General features: G+C 72.2%; 19 protein-coding genes and 2 pseudogenes. 17 read left to right on the top strand and 4 right to left on the bottom strand.

Annotated features, from left to right (window positions below; translation table 11 throughout):
* Positions 1-6: 6 nt before the first annotated feature.
* Complete coding sequence (locus AB0K92_RS31260; RefSeq protein WP_365928494.1) at positions 7-1,809, bottom strand: glycoside hydrolase family 15 protein; 1,803 nt, start codon at positions 1,807-1,809, stop codon at positions 7-9.
* A 519-nt stretch (positions 1,810-2,328) separates the two neighbouring features.
* Between AB0K92_RS31260 and AB0K92_RS31255 the strand changes: the two genes are divergently transcribed.
* From AB0K92_RS31255 to der, 14 genes are all read left to right on the top strand, one after another.
* Positions 2,329-3,987, top strand: coding sequence for a CTP synthase (locus AB0K92_RS31255; protein WP_365928492.1), 1,659 nt, complete (start codon positions 2,329-2,331; stop codon positions 3,985-3,987).
* A gap of 98 nt (positions 3,988-4,085) precedes the next feature.
* Positions 4,086-4,712: an NUDIX hydrolase gene (locus tag AB0K92_RS31250; protein WP_365928490.1), complete on the top strand. Its 627-nt coding sequence runs from the start codon at positions 4,086-4,088 to the stop codon at positions 4,710-4,712.
* Between the two features lie 357 nt (positions 4,713-5,069).
* Positions 5,070-7,157, top strand: a complete 2,088-nt coding sequence (locus tag AB0K92_RS31245) for a tetratricopeptide repeat protein (protein ID WP_365928487.1) — start codon at positions 5,070-5,072, stop codon at positions 7,155-7,157.
* A 131-nt stretch (positions 7,158-7,288) separates the two neighbouring features.
* On the top strand, positions 7,289-8,413 hold the full coding sequence (gene ald, locus AB0K92_RS31240; RefSeq protein WP_365928485.1) for an alanine dehydrogenase: 1,125 nt from the start codon (positions 7,289-7,291) through the stop codon (positions 8,411-8,413).
* A 402-nt stretch (positions 8,414-8,815) separates the two neighbouring features.
* Entirely contained in the window at positions 8,816-9,952 is a 1,137-nt protein-coding gene (locus AB0K92_RS31235) for a ParA family protein (protein WP_165997161.1), read from the top strand.
* Positions 9,937-10,500: a hypothetical protein gene (locus AB0K92_RS31230; protein ID WP_365928483.1), complete on the top strand. Its 564-nt coding sequence runs from the start codon at positions 9,937-9,939 to the stop codon at positions 10,498-10,500. Before AB0K92_RS31235 ends, AB0K92_RS31230 begins: the two co-directional genes overlap by 16 nt.
* 18 nt (positions 10,501-10,518) lie before the next feature.
* Positions 10,519-11,616: a segregation/condensation protein A gene (locus AB0K92_RS31225; RefSeq protein WP_365928481.1), complete on the top strand. Its 1,098-nt coding sequence runs from the start codon at positions 10,519-10,521 to the stop codon at positions 11,614-11,616.
* On the top strand, positions 11,613-12,275 hold the full coding sequence (gene scpB, locus AB0K92_RS31220) for an SMC-Scp complex subunit ScpB (protein ID WP_365928479.1): 663 nt from the start codon (positions 11,613-11,615) through the stop codon (positions 12,273-12,275). Before AB0K92_RS31225 ends, scpB begins: the two co-directional genes overlap by 4 nt.
* Entirely contained in the window at positions 12,275-13,324 is a 1,050-nt protein-coding gene (locus AB0K92_RS31215) for a pseudouridine synthase (RefSeq protein WP_165997156.1), read from the top strand. The genes scpB and AB0K92_RS31215 overlap by 1 nt, the downstream gene beginning before the upstream one ends.
* Positions 13,325-13,587: 263 nt before the next feature.
* Positions 13,588-13,950, top strand: a complete 363-nt coding sequence (gene aroH, locus AB0K92_RS31210; RefSeq protein WP_365928477.1) for a chorismate mutase — start codon at positions 13,588-13,590, stop codon at positions 13,948-13,950.
* The gene (locus AB0K92_RS31205; RefSeq protein WP_365928475.1) at positions 13,947-15,032 is read left to right on the top strand and encodes a prephenate dehydrogenase; all 1,086 of its coding nucleotides are present in this window, start codon (positions 13,947-13,949) and stop codon (positions 15,030-15,032) included. The genes aroH and AB0K92_RS31205 overlap by 4 nt, the downstream gene beginning before the upstream one ends.
* A gap of 153 nt (positions 15,033-15,185) precedes the next feature.
* On the top strand, positions 15,186-15,881 hold the full coding sequence (cmk, locus tag AB0K92_RS31200; protein ID WP_165997152.1) for a (d)CMP kinase: 696 nt from the start codon (positions 15,186-15,188) through the stop codon (positions 15,879-15,881).
* The gene (locus AB0K92_RS31195) at positions 15,878-16,525 is read left to right on the top strand and encodes a lysophospholipid acyltransferase family protein (RefSeq protein ID WP_365928472.1); all 648 of its coding nucleotides are present in this window, start codon (positions 15,878-15,880) and stop codon (positions 16,523-16,525) included. The genes cmk and AB0K92_RS31195 overlap by 4 nt, the downstream gene beginning before the upstream one ends.
* A gap of 75 nt (positions 16,526-16,600) precedes the next feature.
* The gene (gene der, locus AB0K92_RS31190; RefSeq protein WP_165997149.1) at positions 16,601-18,079 is read left to right on the top strand and encodes a ribosome biogenesis GTPase Der; all 1,479 of its coding nucleotides are present in this window, start codon (positions 16,601-16,603) and stop codon (positions 18,077-18,079) included.
* Positions 18,080-18,130: 51 nt separating this feature from the next.
* Here der and AB0K92_RS31185 read toward each other — a convergent pair whose 3' ends face one another.
* Positions 18,131-18,493: a hypothetical protein gene (locus AB0K92_RS31185; RefSeq protein ID WP_365928470.1), complete on the bottom strand. Its 363-nt coding sequence runs from the start codon at positions 18,491-18,493 to the stop codon at positions 18,131-18,133.
* Between the two features lie 138 nt (positions 18,494-18,631).
* Positions 18,632-19,414: a hypothetical protein gene (locus tag AB0K92_RS31180; protein WP_365928468.1), complete on the bottom strand. Its 783-nt coding sequence runs from the start codon at positions 19,412-19,414 to the stop codon at positions 18,632-18,634.
* 551 nt (positions 19,415-19,965) lie between these two features.
* Between AB0K92_RS31180 and AB0K92_RS31175 the strand changes: the two genes are divergently transcribed.
* The 3 genes and pseudogenes from AB0K92_RS31175 to AB0K92_RS31165 all read left to right on the top strand — a co-directional run.
* Positions 19,966-20,589, top strand: coding sequence for a transglycosylase family protein (locus AB0K92_RS31175; RefSeq protein WP_365928466.1), 624 nt, complete (start codon positions 19,966-19,968; stop codon positions 20,587-20,589).
* A gap of 121 nt (positions 20,590-20,710) precedes the next feature.
* Positions 20,711-21,343 (top strand): transglycosylase family protein, encoded by a 633-nt coding sequence (locus tag AB0K92_RS31170; RefSeq protein WP_365928464.1) that lies wholly within the window; start codon positions 20,711-20,713, stop codon positions 21,341-21,343.
* 361 nt (positions 21,344-21,704) lie between these two features.
* A pseudogene (locus tag AB0K92_RS31165) lies at positions 21,705-21,914 on the top strand (I78 family peptidase inhibitor); the annotation flags it as partial.
* 1 nt (position 21,915) lies between these two features.
* Here the strand turns inward: AB0K92_RS31165 and AB0K92_RS31160 are convergent.
* Positions 21,916-22,002, bottom strand: a pseudogene (locus AB0K92_RS31160) (hypothetical protein); the annotation flags it as partial.

Here is a 22,002-nt window from a genome sequence, read left to right as displayed (position 1 = left end):
GCCCGCTCAGCCGCCGTAGGCGCCCGAGGCCGTCAGCCGCAGCGCGGTGTCGATCAGCGGGACGTGGCTGAAGGCCTGCGGGAAGTTGCCGACCTGGCGCTGCAGGCGCGGGTCCCACTCCTCGGCGAGCAGGCCCAGGTCGTTGCGGAGCGACAGCAGCTTCTCGAACAGCTTGCGGGCCTCGTCGACCCGGCCGATCATCGCGAGGTCGTCGGCCATCCAGAACGAGCACGCCAGGAAGGCGCCCTCGTCGCCGGGCAGGCCGTCGACGCCCTCGTCGTCGCCCTGGGTCGGGTAGCGCAGGATGAAGCCGTCCGGGGTGGACAGCTCGCGCTGGATCGCCTCCACGGTGCCGATCACCCGCTTGTCGTCCGGCGGCAGGAAGCCCACCTGCGGGATCAGCAGCAGCGAGGCGTCCAGCTCCTTCGAGCCGTACGACTGCGTGAAGGTGTTGCGCTCCTTGTCGTAACCCTTCTCGCACACCTCGCGGTGGATGTCGTCGCGCAGTTCCTTCCAGCGCTCCAGCGGGCCGTCCGCGTCACCGGACTCGATCAGCTTGATGGTGCGGTCGACGGCGACCCATGCCATCACCTTGGAGTGCACGAAGTGGCGGCGCGGGCCGCGCACCTCCCAGATGCCCTCGTCCGGCTCCTGCCAGTGCTTCTCCAGGTAGCTGATCAGCTTCAGCTGGAGCAGCGAGGCGTAGTCGCTGCGGGACAGGCCGGTCATGTGGGCCAGGTGCAGGGCCTCGGTGACCTCGCCGTACACGTCCAGCTGGAGCTGGTGCGCGGCGCCGTTGCCGACCCGGACGGGTGCCGAGTTCTCGTAGCCGGGCAGCCAGTCCAGCTCGGCCTCGCCCAGCTCGCGCTCGCCCGCGATGCCGTACATGATCTGCAGGTTCTCCGGGTCGCCCGCGACCGCCCGCAGCAGCCACTCGCGCCAGGCGCGGGCCTCCTCGCGGTAGCCGGTGCGCAGCAGCGAGGACAGGGTGATCGCCGCGTCCCGCAGCCAGGTGTAGCGGTAGTCCCAGTTGCGCACGCCGCCGATGTCCTCCGGCAGGGAGGTCGTCGGGGCGGCGACGATGCCGCCGGTCGGGGCGTAGGTCAGCGCCTTCAGCGTGATCAGGGAGCGGATCACCGGCTCGCGGTAGGGGCCGTGGTACGTACAGTGCTCGACCCACTCGCGCCAGAACTCCTCCGTCGCCTCCAGCGACTGCTCCGGCTCCGGCAGCGGCGGCGCCTCCTTGTGGGAGGGCTGCCAGGAGATGGTGAACGCGATGCGCTCGCCGGGGGAGACCGTGAAGTCGGAGTAGGTGGTCAGCTCCTTGCCCTCGGTCTCGGCAGGGGTGTCGTACCAGACCGAGTCGGGGCCGGCCACGGCCACCGTGCGGCCCTCGTGCTTGTGCACCCAGGGCACCACCCGGCCGTACGAGAACCGCATCCGCAGCGCCGACCGCATCGGGACCCGGCCGGAGACGCCCTCCACGATCCGGATCAGCTGGGGCGCGCCGTCACGCGGCGGCATGAAGTCGATCACCCGGACCGTGCCGCGCAGGGTGTCCCACTCGGACTCGAGGATCAGCGAGTCACCGCGGTAGCTGCGCCGGGCCGCGGTGGGCGGCTCGGTGTCCGCGGGGTGCGAGGGGCCGATCCGCCAGAAGCCGTGTTCCTCCGTGCCCAGCAGACCGGCGAAGATGGCGTGCGAGTCGAAGCGGGGCAGGCACAGCCAGTCGACTGTGCCGTCCCGGCAGACCAGGGCAGCGGTCTGCATGTCTCCGATGAGTGCGTAGTCTTCGATGCGCCCGGCCACGTGCTAACTCCAGTCGAACGGCCACGTAGCCCCGAACAGAGGGGGCTTTCGCTAGTGCGGTCAAGGGGTCGTTGTAATGCGTCGTTGAGCAGTGAAGCAAAACCGTCGCCGAGCCGTTGACGCCGGACGACAGTCGTCACTCAACGATCTGACGAGCTCTCGTTGTTCCGGTTTCTTACGGGCGGGGGTGGTGCCGTTCGGCCGGCGGGCTCGGCAGCGAGTGTCCGAGCAGGATACGACGCACGTAGATGATCTGCGTGCCGCTCCGGGCAACCCGCTTGCGCCGAACGAGTGAGCAGGGGGTGAGGAACGGGTGAGTGGTTCACGTCCGTGGCGGGGCGTGCGCAGAGCGTCGCCGGGCGCCATCCCGCCGCGGCGCTGATACCCTGGTAGCCCGTGGACCGGTGGGCGTAGAACCCCCGAACCGCAGCGACGGCTCCTCCAGTAAACCCCGGTACCGCCGGGCCGGGAAGCCGCACCGCACCCCCAGACCGAGACCACGGGAGCCCCCCTTTGGCCATGCCGCCCAAATCCACGACGACCAAGCACATCTTCGTCACCGGGGGTGTCGCCTCCTCGCTCGGCAAGGGCCTGACCGCCTCCAGCCTCGGGATGCTGCTGAAGGCGCGGGGCCTGCGCGTCGTCATGCAGAAGCTCGACCCGTACATCAACGTCGACCCGGGCACGATGAACCCCTTCCAGCACGGTGAGGTGTTCGTCACCAACGACGGAGCCGAGACCGACCTGGACATCGGCCACTACGAGCGTTTCCTCGACCGCGACCTGGACGGCTCCGCCAACGTCACGACGGGCCAGGTCTACTCCACGGTGATCGCCAAGGAGCGCCGCGGCGAGTACCTGGGCGACACGGTCCAGGTCATCCCGCACATCACCAACGAGATCAAGCATCGCATCCGCAGGATGGCGGCGGAGGACGTCGACGTCGTCATCACCGAGGTCGGCGGCACCGTCGGCGACATCGAGTCGCTGCCGTTCCTGGAGACCGTCCGCCAGGTCCGGCACGAGGTCGGCCGCGACAACGTCTTCGTGGTGCACATCTCCCTTCTGCCCTACATCGGCCCGTCCGGCGAGCTGAAGACCAAGCCGACCCAGCACTCCGTCGCCGCCCTGCGCAACATCGGCATCCAGCCGGACGCCATCGTGCTGCGCTGCGACCGCGAGGTGCCGACCGCCATCAAGCGCAAGATCTCGCTGATGTGCGACGTCGACGAGGCCGCCGTCGTGGCCTGCCCCGACGCCCCCTCGATCTACGACATCCCGAAGGTCGTGCACGCCGAGGGCCTGGACGCCTACGCCGTCCGCAAGCTGGACCTGCCCTTCCGTGACGTGGACTGGACGACCTGGGACGACCTGCTCGACCGCGTCCACAACCCGCGGCACGAGATCACCCTCGCGCTGGTCGGCAAGTACATCGACCTGCCCGACGCGTACCTGTCGGTGACCGAGGCGCTGCGCGCCGGCGGCTTCGCCAACCGCACCCGCGTCAAGATCAAGTGGGTCACCTCCGACGACTGCCGCACCCCCGCCGGCGCCGCCGAGCAGCTCGGCGACGTGGACGCGATCTGCATCCCCGGCGGCTTCGGCGACCGCGGTGTCTCCGGCAAGGTCGGCGCGATCCAGTACGCCCGCGAGAACAAGATCCCGCTGCTCGGCCTCTGCCTGGGCCTGCAGTGCATCGTGATCGAGGCCGCGCGCAACCTGGCCGGCATCCCCGACGCCAACTCCACCGAGTTCGACCCGGCCACCGCCCACCCGGTGATCTCCACCATGGCCGAGCAGCTGGACATCGTGGCCGGCGAGGGCGACATGGGCGGCACCATGCGCCTGGGCATGTACCCGGCGAAGCTGGCCGAGGGCTCCATCGTGCGCGAGGTCTACGACGGCAAGGAGTACGTCGAGGAGCGGCACCGCCACCGGTACGAGGTGAACAACGCGTACCGCGCGGAGCTGGAGAAGAAGGCGGGCATCCAGTTCTCGGGCACCTCCCCGGACGGCAAGCTGGTCGAGTACGTGGAGTACCCCCGTGAGGTCCACCCGTACCTCGTGGCCACCCAGGCACACCCGGAACTGCGGTCCCGACCGACCCGCCCGCACCCGCTGTTCGCCGGCCTGGTCAAGGCGGCGGTCGAGCGCAAGACGGCGAAGACGGGCGACTGACACAACGGTTGTACGGTGGCCGGGGTGCGTCCTTCTCACGGGGACGCGCCCCGGCTTTTTTCGGTACGACTGCTCCCGTACGTCTGGAAGGACAGGGCATGACGATCAAGGACACCGCCGAGGAGTGGGAGATCCGGGCCACGGACACCCCCTTCGTGGGCAACAAGACCTCCGTCCGCACCGACGACGTGGTCATGCCCGACGGCACGGTGGTCCGCCGCGACTACCAGGTCCACCCCGGCTCGGTCGCCGTCCTCGCCCTCGACGACGCCGACCGCGTCCTGGTGCTGCGCCAGTACCGGCACCCGGTGCGCCACAAGCTCTGGGAGATCCCGGCCGGACTGCTGGACGTGGAGGGCGAGAACCCGCTGCACGCCGCCCAGCGCGAGCTGTACGAGGAGGCGCACGTCAAGGCCGAGGACTGGCGGGTGCTGACCGACGTCTACACCACGCCCGGCGGCTGCGACGAGGCCGTGCGCATCTTCCTCGCCCGCGAACTGTCCGAGGCCGAGGGTGAGCGCTTCGAGGTCGAGCACGAAGAGGCCGACATGGAGCTGGAGCGCGTGCCGGTCGACGACCTGGTGCGCGGGGTGCTGGCCGGCGAGCTGCACAACAACTGCCTCGTGGTGGGCGTCCTCTCCCTGGTCGCCGCCCGCGCCGGACAGGGCCTGGACGCCCTGCGCCCGGCCGAGGCACCGTGGCCGGCGCGGCCGTTCGCGTCCTGACCGCACCTCTTCCAGCCCGCACCTCTTCCAGCACGCGCGTCGTCGTGACCGCACGTCCCGACCGCACGTCGCACGTCGTCCCGACCGCACGTCCTGCCGGCTCCCTCGCTCCCCGGCCCGTCGCCCGGTCCCGCGGGCCGCTCCCGTCCGCCTCCCCGGTGTGACGATCGCCTGATCCGATCGGGGGACCTCCCCGTCGTGCTCTCCCCGGATCGTCGCAGAGCGTGAACTAGGCTCTTCGCGAGTGAGCCGAAGGGGCCTGCCCCGACGGCCGGTGAGTCGAAAAAGAGCAGGTTGGAAGGCCCGTACCGGGGTCCCGGCGGGCCGTGCGCGTGTGGTGGGACGGGAGTGTGGCCCGTGACGGATCAGGCGGTGGACACAGGCGGCGTGGAGCTGTCGGGACACACGTCGCAGGGGAACGAGTTCCTGGGCCGTACGCGGGAGCTGAAGGAACTGCTGGCGGACATCGAACGCGCGGGACTGGACACCCTGGCCGGCCGCAAGGCGCCCCGCGCCCGGGTGCTGCTGATCGCCGGCCGGCCCGGCTCCGGCCGGACCGCGCTCGCCGAGGAACTGGTCCGGCAGGTCGCCCACCGCTACCCGGACGGGGTGCTGCGCGCCCGGCTCAGCGACCCGGACGGCACCCCCGTCCCCGTCGCCCGCGCCGCCCGCGACCTGCTCGCCGAGCTGGACCTGCCGGCCCCGGCCGGTGCCGCCGAGGACGATCTCGCGGCGGCGCTGCGCGAGGCCCTGGCCGACCGCCGGACCGTCCTGCTGCTGGACGACGCGGCCGACGCCGAGCAGGTGGACGCCCTGATTCCGGACACCCCGGAGTGCCTGGTCGTCGCCGTCTCACAGGGGCCGCTCACCGGGATCCCCGACGTCCGCCCGTGCACCCTGGGCGGCCTGGACACCAAGTCGGCCGTGGAGCTGCTGTCCCGGCACACCGGCTCGGTGCGGATCACCGTCGACCCGCGCTCCGCCGAGCACCTGGTCGAGGAGTGCCAGGCCCAGCCCGCCGCACTGGTCCTCGCCGGCGGCTGGCTGGCGGCCCGCCCCCAGGCGGCCGTCGCCGACCTCGCCAAGCATCTGCGCGCCGAGGACGACGAGGAGATCGCGGGCACCCCGCTCAGCCGGGTCTTCCGGCTCGTCTACGTCTCCCTGCCCGTGCCCGCCGCCCGGATACTGCGCCTGCTCGCCCTCGCCCCCGCCGGGCACGTCGACCCGCACACCGCCTCCGCGCTCGCCGGCTGCTCGGTCAGCACGGCCCGCGCCATCCTGGACGACTTCGTCGTCCGCGGCCTGCTGCACCCGGTGCGCTCACCGCTGCCGCAGTACGACGTGCCGGGCGCCCTGCACCCGCTGCTGCGCGCCCTCACCGAGACCCACGACAAACCGGCCGAGCTCCAGCTGGCCCGGGCCCGGATGCTGGAGCGGACGGTGCGGCTGCTCCAGTCCTGCCGGGCCATCACCGAGACGGACAGCCCGCACGCCCGCGCCAAGCTGCTGGGCATGCCGCGCTCGCTGCGCTTCCCCAGCCCGCGGGCGGCGGCCGACTGGCTGCGCATCCGCCGGCCCGCCCTGCTGGCCGCGGCCCGCCTCGCGGTCGCCGACGGCGAGCTGGACACCCTGGCCCGGCGGCTGCTGTCCCAGCTGGTGCGGGCCCTGGTCGCGCACTTCGGCACCCAGGCCGCCGCGGCCGACCTGTACGGCATCCACCAGCTGGTCCTGGATGTGGCCGAGCGGCAGAACCTGCCCCGGGAGCGGGCGGCTGCCCTGCTGAACCTGGCCGACCTGGACGCCCGGAACGGCCGTACCACCGAGGCGCTGGTGCGCTACCGGGCCGCGCTGGACGCCGGGCGCGAGGCGAACGACCCGTATGCGACCGGCCGCGCGATGGAATCCGTAGGCGGTGCCCACGAGGAGCTGGGCGACTTCGACCGCGCCGCCGACTGGTACGGCCGGGCGCTGGTCCAGCGGCTCGCCCGCGACGAGCGCGCCGACGCCGCCCGCCTCTACGGCCGGATCGCCGCCGCCCACACCTACGCGGGCCGCTACGGCGAGGCGGCGCGCAACTGGCGGGCGGCCGTCGCCGGCTACCGCAAGCTCGGCGATCTCGCCGCGCAGGCGCGGGCGTTGAGCGAACTCGCCCGGGTTCAGGAGTACGCGGGGCGGCCCGAGGAGTCGCTGCGCACCTGCCAGGAGGCGGTGGAGTGGGCGCGCCGTGCGGAGGACGTCCGGCTGCAGGCGGCGCTGCACCTGCGGATCGCCGACACGCTGGACCGTCTCGGCGACTCGCCGGCGGCCGGACTGCACCGCAGTGCGGCCGAGCGCATGCTGGGGGAGGAGCTCCAGGAGAGCGTGCAGGAGGGCGATCCGGAAGATCCACAGCCGGAACCTGCGGCTAACGCCTGCGAAATCCGCAGTACATCCGCTGAAGATTGATGCAATGAAAGGCTAGACAGCGGGAACACCTTCATTAGACTGGCTCTGCCGCACGTTCTCCTGCGGTGTCTCCCGGTGTGCCCTGTACATCCGGGTATGTCGCATACCACACCCCCTCTGAGCCAAGGACCGTGATCGACGTGAAGGTCGGCATCCCCCGCGAGGTCAAGAACAACGAGTTCCGGGTGGCCATCACCCCCGCCGGCGTGCACGAGCTGGTGCGCAACGGCCACCAGGTCGTCATCGAGCGTAACGCCGGCGTCGGCTCCTCGATCACGGACGAGGAGTACGTCGCGGCCGGTGCCGAGATCCTCGACACCGCCGACGAGGTCTGGGCCGCCGCCGACCTGCTGCTGAAGGTCAAGGAGCCGATCGCGGAGGAGTACCACCGCCTCCGCAAGGACCAGACCCTCTTCACCTACCTGCACCTGGCCGCGTCCAAGGAGTGCACGGACGCCCTGATCGCGTCCGGCACCACCGCCATCGCCTACGAGACCGTCGAGCTGCCGAGCCGCGCCCTGCCGCTGCTCGCCCCGATGTCCGAGGTCGCGGGCCGCCTCGCCCCGCAGGTCGGCGCCTACCACCTGATGCGCGCCAACGGCGGCCGCGGTGTCCTGCCCGGCGGCGTCCCCGGCGTCACCCCGGCCAAGGCCGTGGTCATCGGCGGCGGCGTCTCCGGCTGGAACGCCACCCAGATCGCCGTCGGCATGGGCTTCGACGTGACCCTGCTGGACCGCGACATCAACAAGCTGCGCGAGGCCGACAAGATCTTCGGTACGAAGGTCAAGGCCGTCATGTCCAACTCCTTCGAGCTGGAGAAGGCCGTCCTCGACGCCGACCTCGTCATCGGCGCCGTCCTCATCCCGGGCGCCAAGGCCCCGAAGCTCGTCACCAACGAGCTGGTCTCCCGGATGAAGCCCGGAAGTGTCCTTGTCGACATCGCGATCGACCAGGGCGGCTGCTTCGAGGACTCCCGTCCGACCACGCACGCCGAGCCGACCTTCCAGGTCCACAACTCGATCTTCTACTGCGTCGCCAACATGCCCGGCGCCGTCCCGAACACCTCCACCAACGCCCTCACCAACGCCACGCTGCCGTACATCGTGTCGCTGGCCAACAACGGCTGGGTCGAGGCGCTGCGCCGTGACCCCGCGCTCGCCAAGGGTCTCAACACCCATGACGGCAAGGTCGTTTACAAGGAGGTCGCCGAGGCGCACGGCCTGGAGCACGTCGAGCTCGAGTCGCTGCTCGGCTGACCGTCGGGTTCAAGTCATCCACAGGTAAAAGGCGATACGTCAACAGGTGTCGTCAACCGCGAGCACACGGCCGGACCTTGCCCGACAAGGTCCGGCCGGATGTGTGTATGGTCACTTTGCGACACTCGGTCAACTCGCCTCGAACGTATCCCTTTAACCGATTCGCACACCCGCAAAACCTGCTGCGCGACGCCCGTACGCCCTTGACAGCGGGATGTTTCATTGCCGACACATCGGGCCGGGTCCGGCGGATTGTGTTGCTGCGGACGCCCGACACGCCATAGAGTCGCCAACCGTCGGCATGGTGCCACGCTGACCTTGTCTAGAAGTTTCCTGGTCACCAAGGAGGTAAGACGACTTGTGAATGAGTCGACATTTTCTCCCGGGGGTGGTCAACCAGGAATGCCTACGCGGGGCCAGGGCCCCACGGGGCTCGAGGCTGTCGGCTCCGTCGCTGTCCGAACCTTCGCAGCCCACCAGAGCCAAGCCAGCCCCCACATGGCTCAGACAGCACCCCAGAGCATGGATGGCCATCACGTGAACGCCATTGCCGGCGACGGAAGTGGCGCGCCCCACAACCACTTCGCCGACTACGAGGAACTGCCCGAGGGGCACTTCTACGACCCCGACGCCGAGTACGAGCCCGACCCCGAGTACGCGGCCACGCTCGCGCCCGACGCGGCCCGCCAGCGCCGCGAGCGCATCGGCCCGACCGGACGTCCGCTGCCGTACTTCCCGATCCCGGGCCCGCTCACCGACCACGGCCCCGCGAAGATCATCGCGATGTGCAACCAGAAGGGCGGCGTCGGCAAGACCACGTCCGCCATCAACCTGGGCGCCGCGCTCGCGGAGTACGGCCGTCGCGTGCTGCTCGTGGACTTCGACCCGCAGGGCGCGCTGTCGGTCGGACTCGGCGTCAACCCGATGGAGCTCGACCTCACGGTCTACAACCTGCTCATGGAGCGGGGCATGTCGGCCGACGAGGTGCTGCTGAAGACGGCGGTCCCCAACATGGACCTGCTGCCCAGCAACATCGACCTGTCCGCGGCCGAGGTCCAGCTGGTCTCCGAGGTCGCCCGCGAGTCGTCGCTGCAGCGGGCGCTGAAGCCCCTGCTGCCCGACTACGACTACATCGTGATCGACTGCCAGCCCTCGCTCGGCCTGCTCACGGTCAACGCGCTGACCGCCGCCCACAAGGTGATCGTGCCGCTGGAGTGCGAGTTCTTCGCCCTGCGCGGTGTGGCGCTGCTGACCGAGACCATCGAGAAGGTCCAGGAGCGGCTCAACCCGGAGCTGGAGCTCGACGGGATCCTCGCCACGATGTACGACTCGCGCACCGTGCACAGCCGAGAGGTGCTCGCGCGGGTCGTCGAGGCGTTCGACGACCACGTCTACCACACGGTCATCGGGCGCACGGTCCGCTTCCCGGAGACCACGGTCGCCGGTGAGCCGATCACCACGTACGCCTCCAACTCCGTCGGCGCCGCCGCCTACCGCCAGCTCGCCAGGGAGGTGCTCGCCCGGTGTCACGCCGAGTGAGTCTGCCGGGGGCCGACGAACTGTTCCGTACGACAGGGGGAATGGCACTCCAGCCGTCCACTCCCCGGCGCCCGGCGGGCGGCGAGCCCCGGGTGCCGGCGCCGGCCGGGGAGGGCGACGCGGCCGTCGCGGACGACGCCCCGCAGGCCGTGCCCGCGCAGGGCGGCGACGGGGACGGCGCCGAGCACATGCCCGCGGAGCCGGACGGGGCCGAGGCGGGGGAGTCCCGCAGCCGGGCCGCCGGCGCGGACCGTGCCTCCCGGCGCCAGGCGGCGCAGGAAGGTTCTGCCGCGGCCACCCCCCGCAAGCGGGGGCGGACGGCCACGCGGCGGCCGAGCGGACGCGAGCGGCACGACGAGAAGATCACCGTCTATGTCTCCGCCGAGGAGCTGATGGACCTGGAGCACGCGCGTCTCGTGCTCCGCGGCGAGCACGGGCTCGCCGTCGACCGGGGCCGGATCGTGCGCGAGGCCGTGGCCGTCGTGCTCGCCGATCTGGAGACCCGTGGGGACGCCAGCATCCTCGTACGCCGGCTGCGCGGGCGGTAGCGGTAGCCTGCGGGGGCTATGACCTCGTACGACGCTCCTGGGCCCCCTTCCTCCGGCGGTGCCGGTCGTCGGCGTGCGCTGGGGAGGGGGCCGGGGGCCGCCCCGCCGGAGCCGGAGCCTGAGGAGCTTGGGCCGGAGCCTGAGGAGCCTGAGCCGGTCGCCGAGCCGCCGGCCGAGGCCGAGCCCGCGGCCGTAGGGGCTCCCGAGGAGGTTCCCGCCGGCGAGGCCCCCATCACCGAGGCCCCCGCCGAGGAGGCGGAGCCGGCCGACGGTGTCTTCACGGTGCGGCTCGCCAACTTCGAGGGCCCCTTCGATCTGCTGCTCCAGCTGATCTCCCGGCACAAGCTGGACGTCACCGAGGTCGCGCTGTCCAAGGTGACCGACGAGTTCATGGCGCACATCCGGGCGATGGGCCCGGACTGGGACCTGGACCGGACGACCGAGTTCCTGGTCGTCGCCGCCACCCTGCTGGATCTGAAGGCGGCGCGGCTGCTGCCCGCCGCCGAGGTGGAGGACGAGGCGGACCTGGCGCTGCTGGAGGCCCGGGACCTGCTGTTCGCGCGGCTGCTCCAGTACCGCGCGTACAAGCGGATCGCGGACATCTTCAGCGAGCGGCTGGACGAGGAGGCCCGGCGCTACCCGCGCACCGTCGGCCTCGAACCCCAGCACGCGGAGCTGCTGCCCGAGGTGGTCATCAGCATCGGCGCGGAAGGGTTCGCGAAGCTCGCCGTCAAGGCGATGCAGCCGAAGCCGAGACCGCAGGTGTACGTCGACCACATCCACGCGCCGCTCGTCAGCGTGCAGGAGCAGGCCGGGATCGTCGTCGCCCGCCTGCGGGAGGCCGGCGAGGCCAGCTTCCGGGCGCTCGTCGCGGACACCGACGACACCCTCACCGTCGTCGCGCGCTTCCTGGCGCTGCTGGAGCTGTACCGGGAGAAGGCGGTCGCGCTGGAGCAGGAGACGGCCCTCGGGGAGCTGCTGGTGCGCTGGACCGGCGGCGACGGGGACGAGACCCCGCACGTCACCGACGAGTTCGACCGGCCGCCCGAGGAGCCCCGGGAGGCCGGGAAGCCCGGGAAGCCCGGGACGCCCGGGAAGGAGAGGAAGGCCCGATGAGCGAGGACACCGTCGCACAGCTGCCGCTCAAACCGGCCCTGGAGGCCGTCCTGATGGTCGTGGACGAGCCCGCGACCGAGGAGCACCTGGCGAAGATCCTGGAGCGGCCCCGGCGCGAGGTCGCCGACGCCCTGCGGGAGCTGGCCGACGAGTACACCGCGCAGGGCCGCGGGTTCGACCTGCGGTTCGTCGCGGGCGGCTGGCGGTTCTACACCCGCGCCACGTACGCGGCCGCGGTGGAACGCCTCGTCCTGGACGGGCAGACGGCCCGGCTCACCCAGGCCGCCCTGGAGACGCTGGCCGTGGTGGCGTACCGCCAGCCGGTCAGCCGCAGCCGGGTCTCCGCCGTGCGCGGGGTCAACTGCGACGGCGTCATGCGCACCCTGCTCCAGCGCGGTCTGGTCGAGGAGGCGGGCACGGAACCCGAAACAGGTGCGATCCTGTACAGGACGACGAACTACTTCCTGGAACGAATGGGCCTGCGCGGCCTGGACGAGCTCCCGGAGCTCGCGCCCTTCCTCCCGGAGGCGGAGGCGATCGAGGCCGAGACCCAGGAAGGCGTACCGTCGTTCGACCCGGACGCGCCGGACGATGACGCGCCGGGTGCCACCCGGGGCACCCCGGGCACCGACGACGAAGACGACCAGACGGAATTTTGATGCGAAGCAGCGGCAAGAGCGGCGGGCGCGGTAACTACCGCGGAGCCGGCAACGACAGGGACCAGAAGCAGGGGCAGGGCCGCCCCCGCAAGCCCCGCCCCGAGGAGCGCCGCTACGACGTGGGCCCGGGCGCGACGAAGGACGGTCCGAAGGCCGGGCGCGGCGGCGCGGCCAAGGGCGGCCCGCAGGGCGCCAAGAAGCCCCAGCGCGGCCGTACGGCCCCGGCCCGCTCGCGGGAGTACGAGGCCCGGATCGAGGAGCGCAACCGGGAGCGGTACGCGGGCAGGAAGGACGTCAAGCTGCCCAAGACCTTCCCCGGCGCCGAGCAGGAGGGCGAGCGGCTGCAGAAGGTGCTCGCCCGCGCGGGCTACGGCTCGCGCCGCGCCTGCGAGGAGCTGATCGAGCAGGCCCGCGTCGAGGTGAACGGCGAGATCGTCCTGGAGCAGGGCAAGCGGGTCGACCCGGAGAAGGACGAGATCCGGGTGGACGGCCTGACCGTGGCCACGCAGTCGTACCAGTTCTTCTCGCTGAACAAGCCGGCCGGCGTCGTCTCCACCATGGAGGACCCGGAGGGGCGCCAGTGCCTCGGCGACTACGTCACCAACCGGGAGACCCGGCTGTTCCACGTGGGGCGCCTGGACACCGAGACCGAGGGCGTCATCCTGCTCACCAACCACGGCGAGCTGGCCCACCGGCTGACGCACCCCCGGTACGGCGTGAAGAAGACCTACCTGGCCGCGATCACCGGGCCCATCCCGCGGGACCTCGGCAAGCGGCTGAAGGACGGCATCCAGCTGGAGGACGGCTACGCCCGCGCGGACCACTTCCGGGTCGTCGAGCAGACCGGCAAGAACTACCTCGTCGAGGTGACCCTGCACGAGGGCCGCAAGCACATCGTGCGCCGCATGCTCGCCGAGGCCGGCTTCCCGGTCGAGAAGCTGGTGCGCACCGCCTTCGGCCCGATCACCCTCGGCGACCAGAAGTCGGGCTGGCTGCGGCGGCTGTCGAACACGGAGGTCGGGATGCTGATGAAGGAAGTCGACCTGTAAACCGGCTTGCCGGTGGATCACCCTCCCCTTTTCGTCAGTGTGCCGGTAAAGGGGAGGGTGGTCCGCGACGGCCGAACGCGCTGGGAACCGCCGCGGAGGCGGACCCCCTGACGCCGTACCCCTGCCGCCGTACCCCTGACGCCGTCCACCGGCCGGACGCGGCCGCGGCGTCTCAGGACGCGGGCGGCGAGCGCCGGGCGGCGGCGGGCTGACTAGGCTGGACGAACGCACAGCCAGCACGCACATCGACGAGGAGCAGCGCCGTGGCGGTACGAGCGGTCCGGGGGGCCGTCCAGCTGGAGCGGGACGACGCCGAGCACATGGACGCGCGGGTCGGAGCCCTGCTCACCGCCATCCTGGAGCGGAACGGCCTCACCGCCGACGACCTGATCAGCGTCTGGTTCACGGCCACGCCGGACCTGCACAGCGACTTCCCGGCCGCCGCCGCCCGCAAGCTCGGCATCGTCGACGTCCCGCTGATCTGCGCCCAGGAACTCGACATCACCGGCGCCATGCCCCGCGTGGTCCGCGTCCTCGCCCACGTCGAGACCGACCGGACCCGCGCGGACATCGACCACGTCTACCTCGGCGCCGCCGCCGCTCTGCGCAAGGACATCGCCCAGTGAGGACCGCACTCGTCATCGGCACCGGCCTCATCGGCACCTCCGCCGCCCTGGCCCTGGCCCAGCGCGGCGTCACCGTGCACCTCGAGGACCGCGACCCCGAGCAGGCCCGCACCGCCGCCGCGCTCGGCGCCGGCACCGACGAGGCGCCCGACGGCCCCGTCGACCTCGCCGTCGTCGCCGCCCCGCCCGCCCATGTCGCCGCCGTGCTCGCCGACGCCATGCGGCGCGGCGTCGCCCGCGGCTACCTCGACGTGGCCAGCGTCAAGGGCGGCCCGCGGCGCGAGCTGGAGGCGCTCGGCCTCGACCTGTCGGCGTACATCGGCACCCACCCCATGTCCGGCCGGGAGAAGTCCGGGCCGCTCGCCGCGACCGGCGACCTCTTCGAGGGCCGCCCCTGGGTACTCACCCCCACCCGGGACACCGACACCGAGGTGCTGAACCTCGCCCTGGAACTGGTCTCGCACTGCCGGGCCGTCCCGGTCGTCATGGACGCCGACGCGCACGACCGCGCCGTCGCCCTCGTCTCGCACATGCCGCACCTGGTGTCCAGCATGGTCGCCGCGCGCCTGGAGCACGCCGAGGAGTCCGCCGTACGGCTGTGCGGGCAGGGCATCCGGGACGTGACCCGGATCGCCGCCTCCGACCCCCGGATGTGGATCGACATCCTCTCCGCGAACCCCGGACCGGTCGCCGACCTCCTCGCGGACCTCTCCGCCGACCTCGACGAGACGGTCCGCGCGCTGCGCGCCCTCCAGTCCTTCGACGACGCCAAGCGCCGCGAGGGCGCCGCCGGCATCGAGGACGTGCTGCGGCGCGGCAACGCCGGGCAGGTCCGCGTGCCCGGCAAGCACGGCTCCGCGCCGCGCGCCTACGAGATCGTGGCCGTCCTCATCGACGACCAGCCGGGACAGCTCGCCCGCATCTTCGCGGACGCCGGGCAGGCCGGGGTCAACATCGAGGACGTACGGATCGAGCACGCGACCGGGCAGCAGGCCGGCCTGGTCCAGCTGATGGTGGAGCCGAAGGCGGCGCCCCTCCTGTCGGCGGCGCTGCGGGAGCGGGGCTGGGCCATCCGGCAGTAGCGAGGCCGCCCGGCGACGGCGAGGGGCCCGCACCCGCCTGGCCGGTGCCGGGCGGCGGGCGCTCGTCCGGATGGGGGACTCGCACCCAGTAACCTTGTCGGGGGCGCCTACCGCCCCGAACCCCGCCACCCAGCACCAGGAAGGTGTCCCCCCGTGGAAAACGGCGCCGCCCGGACCGTCCCGTCAGTGATCGTCGCCATCGACGGCCCCTCCGGCACGGGCAAGTCGAGCACGTCGAAGGCCGTGGCCGCCCAGCTCGGCCTCAGCTACCTGGACACCGGCGCCCAGTACCGGGCGATCACCTGGTGGATGGTGACCAACGGCATCGACCTCGACGACCCGACGGCGATCGCCGCCGTGGCGGGCAAGCCGGAGATCGTCTCCGGCACCGACCCGGCCGCCCCGGCCATCACGGTCGACGGCGTGGACGTCTCCGGCCCGATCCGCACCCAGGAGGTCACCTCCAAGGTGAGCGCGGTCAGCGCGGTCCCCGAGGTGCGGTCCCGGATCACCGAGCTGCAGCGCTCCATCGCGGCCTCGGCCGAGAACGGCATCGTGGTCGAGGGCCGCGACATCGGCACGACGGTGCTGCCGGACGCCGACCTCAAGATCTTTCTCACCGCCTCCCCGGAGGCCCGCGCCGCCCGCCGCAGCGGCGAGCTGAACGGCGCCGACGTCAACGCCACCCGCGAGGCCCTGCTCAAGCGGGACGCGGCCGACTCCAGCCGCAAGACCTCCCCGCTGGCCAAGGCGGACGACGCGGTCGAGGTGGACACCACCGACCTCACGCTGGCGCAGGTCATCGAGTGCGTGGTCACCCTCGTCGAGGAGAAGCGGGCCGCGAAGTGAGCGAAGCTCCGTCGGCGCGGGGCGCCGAGATCGGGCGGCGCATCGGCGTCGGTCTGATGTACGGGCTGTGGCGGCCCCGGGTGCTCGGCGCCTGGCGGGTCCCGCCGACCGGCCCGGTGATCCTCGCGATCAACCACTCGCACAACATCGACGGCCCGATGGTCATGGGCGTGGCGCCCCGGCCGACGCACTTCCTGATCAAGAAGGAGGCGTTCGTCGGGCCGCTCGACCCGTTCCTGACCGGCATCGGCCAGCTGAAGGTGGACCGCGACTCCACCGACCGCACCGCGATCACCCGCGCGCTCGGCGTGCTGGAGAACGGCGGAGTGCTGGGCATATTCCCGGAGGGCACCCGGGGCGAGGGCGACTTCGCCTCGCTGCGCGCCGGGCTCGCCTACTTCGCCGTCCGCAGCGGTGCCCCGGTCGTCCCGGTCGCCGTCCTGGGAAGTTCCGACCGCCCCGGACGGTTGATAAAGGGGCTGCCGCCGCTGCGCAGCCGCGTCGACGTCGTCTTCGGCGACCCGTTCCAGGCGGGCGACGGATCCGGACGGCGTACGCGCACGGCGCTGGACCAGGCGACCGAGCGCATCCGCAAGCAGCTCACCCTGCACCTGGAAAACGCCAGGCGCCTGACCGGGCGCTGAGCGACACTGAGTAGTGGATCACCCGAAACCGGGCACTCCACCGATCACCACGATGAACGACGAGGTACGGACTTCATGAACGACCAGATCCAGCCCGGCGGCTCGGACCACTTCGAGCACGACCACGGGGCGCTCGGCGACGCCGAGTACGCGGAGTTCATGGAGCTCGCCGCGGAAGAGGGCTTCGACCTGGAGGAGGTCGAGGGCGCCATCGAGGCGGCCGGGCACGGCCCGCTGCCGGTCGTCGCCGTCGTCGGCCGCCCCAATGTCGGCAAGTCGACTCTGGTGAACCGGATCATCGGCCGCCGTGAGGCGGTCGTCGAGGACCGGCCGGGCGTCACCCGCGACCGCGTCACCTACGAGGCCGAGTGGGCGGGCCGCCGCTTCAAGGTCGTCGACACCGGCGGCTGGGAGCAGGACGTCTTCGGCATCGACGCCTCCGTCGCCGCGCAGGCCGAGTTCGCCATCGAGGCCGCCGACGCGGTGGTCTTCGTCGTCGACGCCAAGGTCGGCGCCACCGACACCGACGAGGCCGTCGTCCGGCTGCTGCGCAAGGCGGGCAAGCCCGTGGTGCTGTGCGCCAACAAGGTCGACGGCCCGAGCGGCGAGGCCGACGCGGCCTACCTGTGGTCCCTCGGCCTCGGCGAGCCGCACCCGGTCTCCGCGCTGCACGGCCGCGGCACCGGCGACATGCTGGACGCCGTCCTGGAGGCGCTGCCGGAGGCCCCCGAGCAGAGCTTCGGCACCGCCGTCGGCGGCCCGCGCCGCGTCGCCCTGATCGGCCGCCCGAACGTCGGCAAGTCCTCGCTGCTGAACAAGGTGGCGGGCGAGGAGCGCGTCGTCGTCAACGAGCTGGCGGGCACCACCCGCGACCCGGTCGACGAGCTGATCGAACTGGGCGGCAAGACCTGGAAGTTCGTCGACACGGCGGGCATCCGCAAGCGGGTCCACCTCCAGCAGGGCGCCGACTACTACGCCTCGCTGCGCACCGCGGCGGCGGTGGAGAAGGCCGAGGTCGCGGTCGTCCTGATCGACGCCTCCGAGTCGATCTCCGTGCAGGACCAGCGGATCGTCACCATGGCCGTGGAGGCGGGCCGCGCGCTCGTCATCGCGTTCAACAAGTGGGACACCCTGGACGAGGAGCGCCGCTACTACCTGGAGCGGGAGATCGAGACCGAGCTGGGCCAGGTCTCCTGGGCGCCCCGGGTCAATGTCTCCGCGCGCACCGGCCGGCACATGGAGAAGCTGGTCCCGGCGATCGAGACCGCCCTCGCGGGCTGGGAGACCCGGGTGCCGACGGGCCGGCTGAACGCCTTCCTCGGCGAGCTGGTCTCCGCCCACCCGCACCCGATCCGGGGCGGCAAGCAGCCGCGCATCCTGTTCGGCACCCAGGCCGGCACCAAGCCGCCGCGGTTCGTGCTCTTCGCGTCCGGCTTCATCGAGGCGGGCTACCGCCGCTTCATCGAGCGCCGGCTGCGCGAGGAGTTCGGCTTCGAGGGCACGCCGATCCACATCTCGGTGCGGGTGCGCGAGAAGCGCGGCAAGAAGAAGTGACGTCATGGGAGGAGGGGCGGTCCCGGCGGGACCGCCCCTCCTCCCATGTGCTCAGCGGGTGCCGCGCCGCCCCGGTGGCAGTGCCGCCGGGATCTGCCCGACGCGCTGCCACTGCGGCTGCTGCTGTTGCCCGCCGCCGTGCCGGGCGCTCTGCGCGCCCGCGCTGTAGGCGCTGTACGAGGTGTACGAGCTGGCGAACGAGCCCGCGCCGTACGGAATGCTCCCGAAGGCGGTGAACCCCAGCTTCTCCTCACCGCTGCGGTCACCGGGCAGTGTGCGGAACGACTTGACGTACTCGGAGTAGAGCTTGTCGTAGATCGGGGTGGCCGAAGGGCCGGTCTGATCCTGGGCCGACCGCGGCGGGGGAGGGACCGAGGAATAGGACGGGCGTCGGGGAGCGTCGTATGCGTGCACGTATGTCCAAACGAGCGCGGTGCACCAGAAGATGCGGGGCACTGTCCCGGCCTGTGGGGGGGCGCGGGGAGCCGCGCGGCTCACCCCGGACGCCCCGCGACCGCCGGCGCACCCCGCACCGCTACGTCGACTGCGCGCTCACGTCCCGGCCAGCGGCAGCGTGCCGGCCACCAGCCTGCCCTGGGCCGCCGCCTTGTCCAGCGCCTCCCGCAGCAGGTCCTCCCGCGGCTGCCGGCCGATGGAACCGACCGACGCGGCGAACATCAGCACCTGCTGGTGCTTGTTCGCGGCGGACCGCCAGCCCTCCGTGACCTGCAGCGGCTGGTGGGCCTGCCACCAGGCCACGGGCTGGCCGCCGTTCGCCGACGGCTGGAGCACCGCGTGCAGCTGCCCCATGGCCAGCAGCACCGACCAGCCGTGCAGCACCGGCGGGGCCGCGCTCAGCTCGGTCACCGGCATGAACCCCTGCTCGATGAGCAGCGGCAGGAATTCGTCGCCGACGGCGGTCGAGCCGGGCCGGACGATCGGGCCGGTCGGCTCCACGACCAGCGCCGGGTGCAACTCCCCGGCGATCAGCACGAGTCCGCTGGTCACTCCGAGCACGGCCTGCTCGGGGGTCACCTTCTGGGCCTCCAGGCCGACGGTGTCGCCGCTGATCGACCTCACGGCGCCCTGGAGCTGTTCCTCGGTGACCTGCACGACCTGGGAGGGCAGGCAGGCGGCGTGGGCGAAGGCGAGCACGGCGGTCTCGTCGCCGATGAACAGCACGGTGCTGGTGCGCTCGCGCTCGGAGTCGCCCGGGGTGCGGCAGGACGTGCAGTCGTAACTGCCCGGGGTGTTGTCTCCGGCGAGCAGCCGGTCGGCTTCCTCGTCGCCGATCTCGGCGCGAACCTCGTCGCTGACGTCGAGCATGCGCGGCACGGGTGGCTCCCTGGGGATGCGGTGCGTGGCGAGGCCGGGTGGCTCCCGGCCCGTGGTCCGGGACGGTCCCGGGCTCATGAAGATGACAACGGGCGATCTGTGGCGGGAGTCACGCAGTACGACGAACGGAATCGACCCATCCGACGCTCAGGGTCACACCCGGACCGGAATCGGACACTCACCGTCAACTCCTGGTGGGGGAAAGGTGGTTGGCCCGGTGAAGTGAGTCACAGACCACCGGGCCGTATGGTCGACAAATCCGGAAATCGGCGAATGAATGCGGTGTCCGAAACTCGCCGTTACCGCAGGTAATAAGGAACTGGCCTGCGCCGACGGGCAGTTGGTTGATCCGGGTCGGACCCGGTCCCTACATTCCTCGGCCGTGTGCAACGAGCACCGCTCGGGTACGTCCGCCGCCGTCGGCAGGGCCGGCCGCACCAGGCCGGCTCACAGCACGGCCTGCGACGGACGGGACGGAGCACGCCGACCGCGATCGGACGCGGGAAGCGGGTGCCGTCCGGGGGAGCCCGGGTCCGTCGAGAGGGATTCACATGTCCGAATGTGCCGATACGACCCGTGACACCACCCGTAAGACCCGTACGACGGCGGCTCTCGCCGGGGCGGCCCTGCTCGCCCCGCTCGGCCTGCTGGCCGGGACCGGCACCGCCCAGGCGGCGGACGGCGGAGTGTGGGACCGCATCGCCCGGTGCGAGAGCGGCGGGAACTGGCACATCAACACCGGCAACGGTTACTACGGCGGACTCCAGTTCTCCGCCGCCACCTGGCGGGCGTACGGCGGCACCGCCCACGCGCCGACCGCCGACCGGGCCACCAGGGAGCAGCAGATCGCGGTCGCCGCCCGGGTCCAGCGCGCTCAGGGATGGGGCGCCTGGCCCACCTGCTCGGTGCGGGCCGGCGCGTACGGCAGCGCGCCCGAGGCACCCGCGCCCGCGGCGGCCCCGGCGCCGTCGCGGCCCGCCGGAACGCCCGCGCGCACCGCGGGCCACACCGACCGCGGCGCGTCCCGCGGCGACTACACCGTCCGCGAGGGCGACACCCTGAGCGGCATCGCCGCCCGGCACGGGACCACATGGGAGCGGCTGTACGCCGCCAACCGGGCCGTCATCGGCGAGGACCCCGACGCGATCACCCCCGGACAGCGCCTGAGGATCTGACGCCCCGCACCCCTGTCGCGGCGTCCCCGTGACCCCGCCCGGTCCGCCGACCGGGTGGGGCCCCGCGCGCGAGGGGGCGCGGCACGGCGGGGGAGCCGCGGGAGCCGCTTAGCGTGGGCCGATGTTGCGTATGCCGATCACGCTCGCCCTGGCCGCGGCCGCCCTGCTGGCCGGCACCGTCCCCGCCGTCGCCCGCACGGCGCCCCCGCCCCCCGTCTCCTCACCGCAGACCGCCCGCGTCGCGCACGAGTGCGCCGAGGACCAGTGGCCCTGGGGCTGTCTCGCCGAGTGCGAGAGCGGCGGCGACTGGCACATCAACACCCGCAACGGCTACTACGGCGGGCTCCAGTTCTGGCAGCCCACCTGGGAGGCGTACGGCGGTCTGAAGTACGCCGCCCGCGCGGACCTCGCCACCCGCGCGCAGCAGATCGCCGTCGCCCAGGAGGTGGTGGCGGTGCAGGGCTGGGAGGCCTGGCCGGTGTGCGCCAAGCGGTACGGGCTCAAGGGACGGGCGCACACCGTCAAGCGCGGGGACACGCTCTCCTCGATCGCTCGCAGGTACCGCGTCCCCGGCGGCTGGCAGGCCCTGTACAAGGCCAACAAGGCGACCGTCGGGGCCAGCCCGGACCGGCTGGAGGTCGGCATGCTGATCGCCCTGCCCAAGGGCGCCTCCCGCACCCCGGACGCGCAGCGGCCCCCCGCGGTGTTCGGCCCGCCGCTCGGCGACCCCGCGCTCCGGCAGCCCCACCGCTGAACACCACCGCCCGTGGCGCGGCTCGCGCGCGCCCGGACCTTCTGTGTGTTGTGTGCCGAAACCGTGTATTTCCCGTGGTGAGGGCGGGTCGCGGCGCCCCGCCCGGAAGGGGAATGGAAAGCGGGCCGGCGGCGGTCCGGGCGGTGCTTTCCGCCGGGCAATTCGACCGGCCGCGCCGACACGCGGGAATTGCGTTCGAATGCCCGTGGAAGTGGTACGGAACCGCTCGTCCGTGTGAGGGAGGGCGCCCGAAACCCGTGTCGTGATCCTGTGACAGAAGCGTGACCGGAGAGGGACCCGTGACCGAGGGTGCGCGGCCCGCCCTTCCCTCCCTCCCCGCCGAGCGCCTAGCGTGGGCGGCATGGCACCGATTCCGAAACCCTCCGCAGAGCCCCAGGACAGTCCGGACACCTATGTCGGCCTCGACGCGGACGCGGCCGAGCGGCGCGCCCGGGAACGGGGGTGGTCGACGGTGCGCGCGCTGCCGCCGGGGGCGATCATCACGATGGAGTACCGCGTGGGACGGCTGAACTTCGAGGTCAGGGACGGCCGCGTGACCCGCGCCTGGAAGTGTAGAGGTCCGCCACGCGCGTGTGGATGCGCAGCACGGTCTGGGCGATGCTCAGCTCGTACTCGCGGGGGCGGGCCTCGTAGTCGAC

Origin of the sequence: Streptomyces sp. NPDC052687, from assembly GCF_040678395.1 — a bacterium.
Lineage (GTDB): Bacteria > Actinomycetota > Actinomycetes > Streptomycetales > Streptomycetaceae > Streptomyces.
Note: the sequence above shows the minus strand (reverse complement) of the source record. Positions and strands in the feature narration are given on the sequence as shown.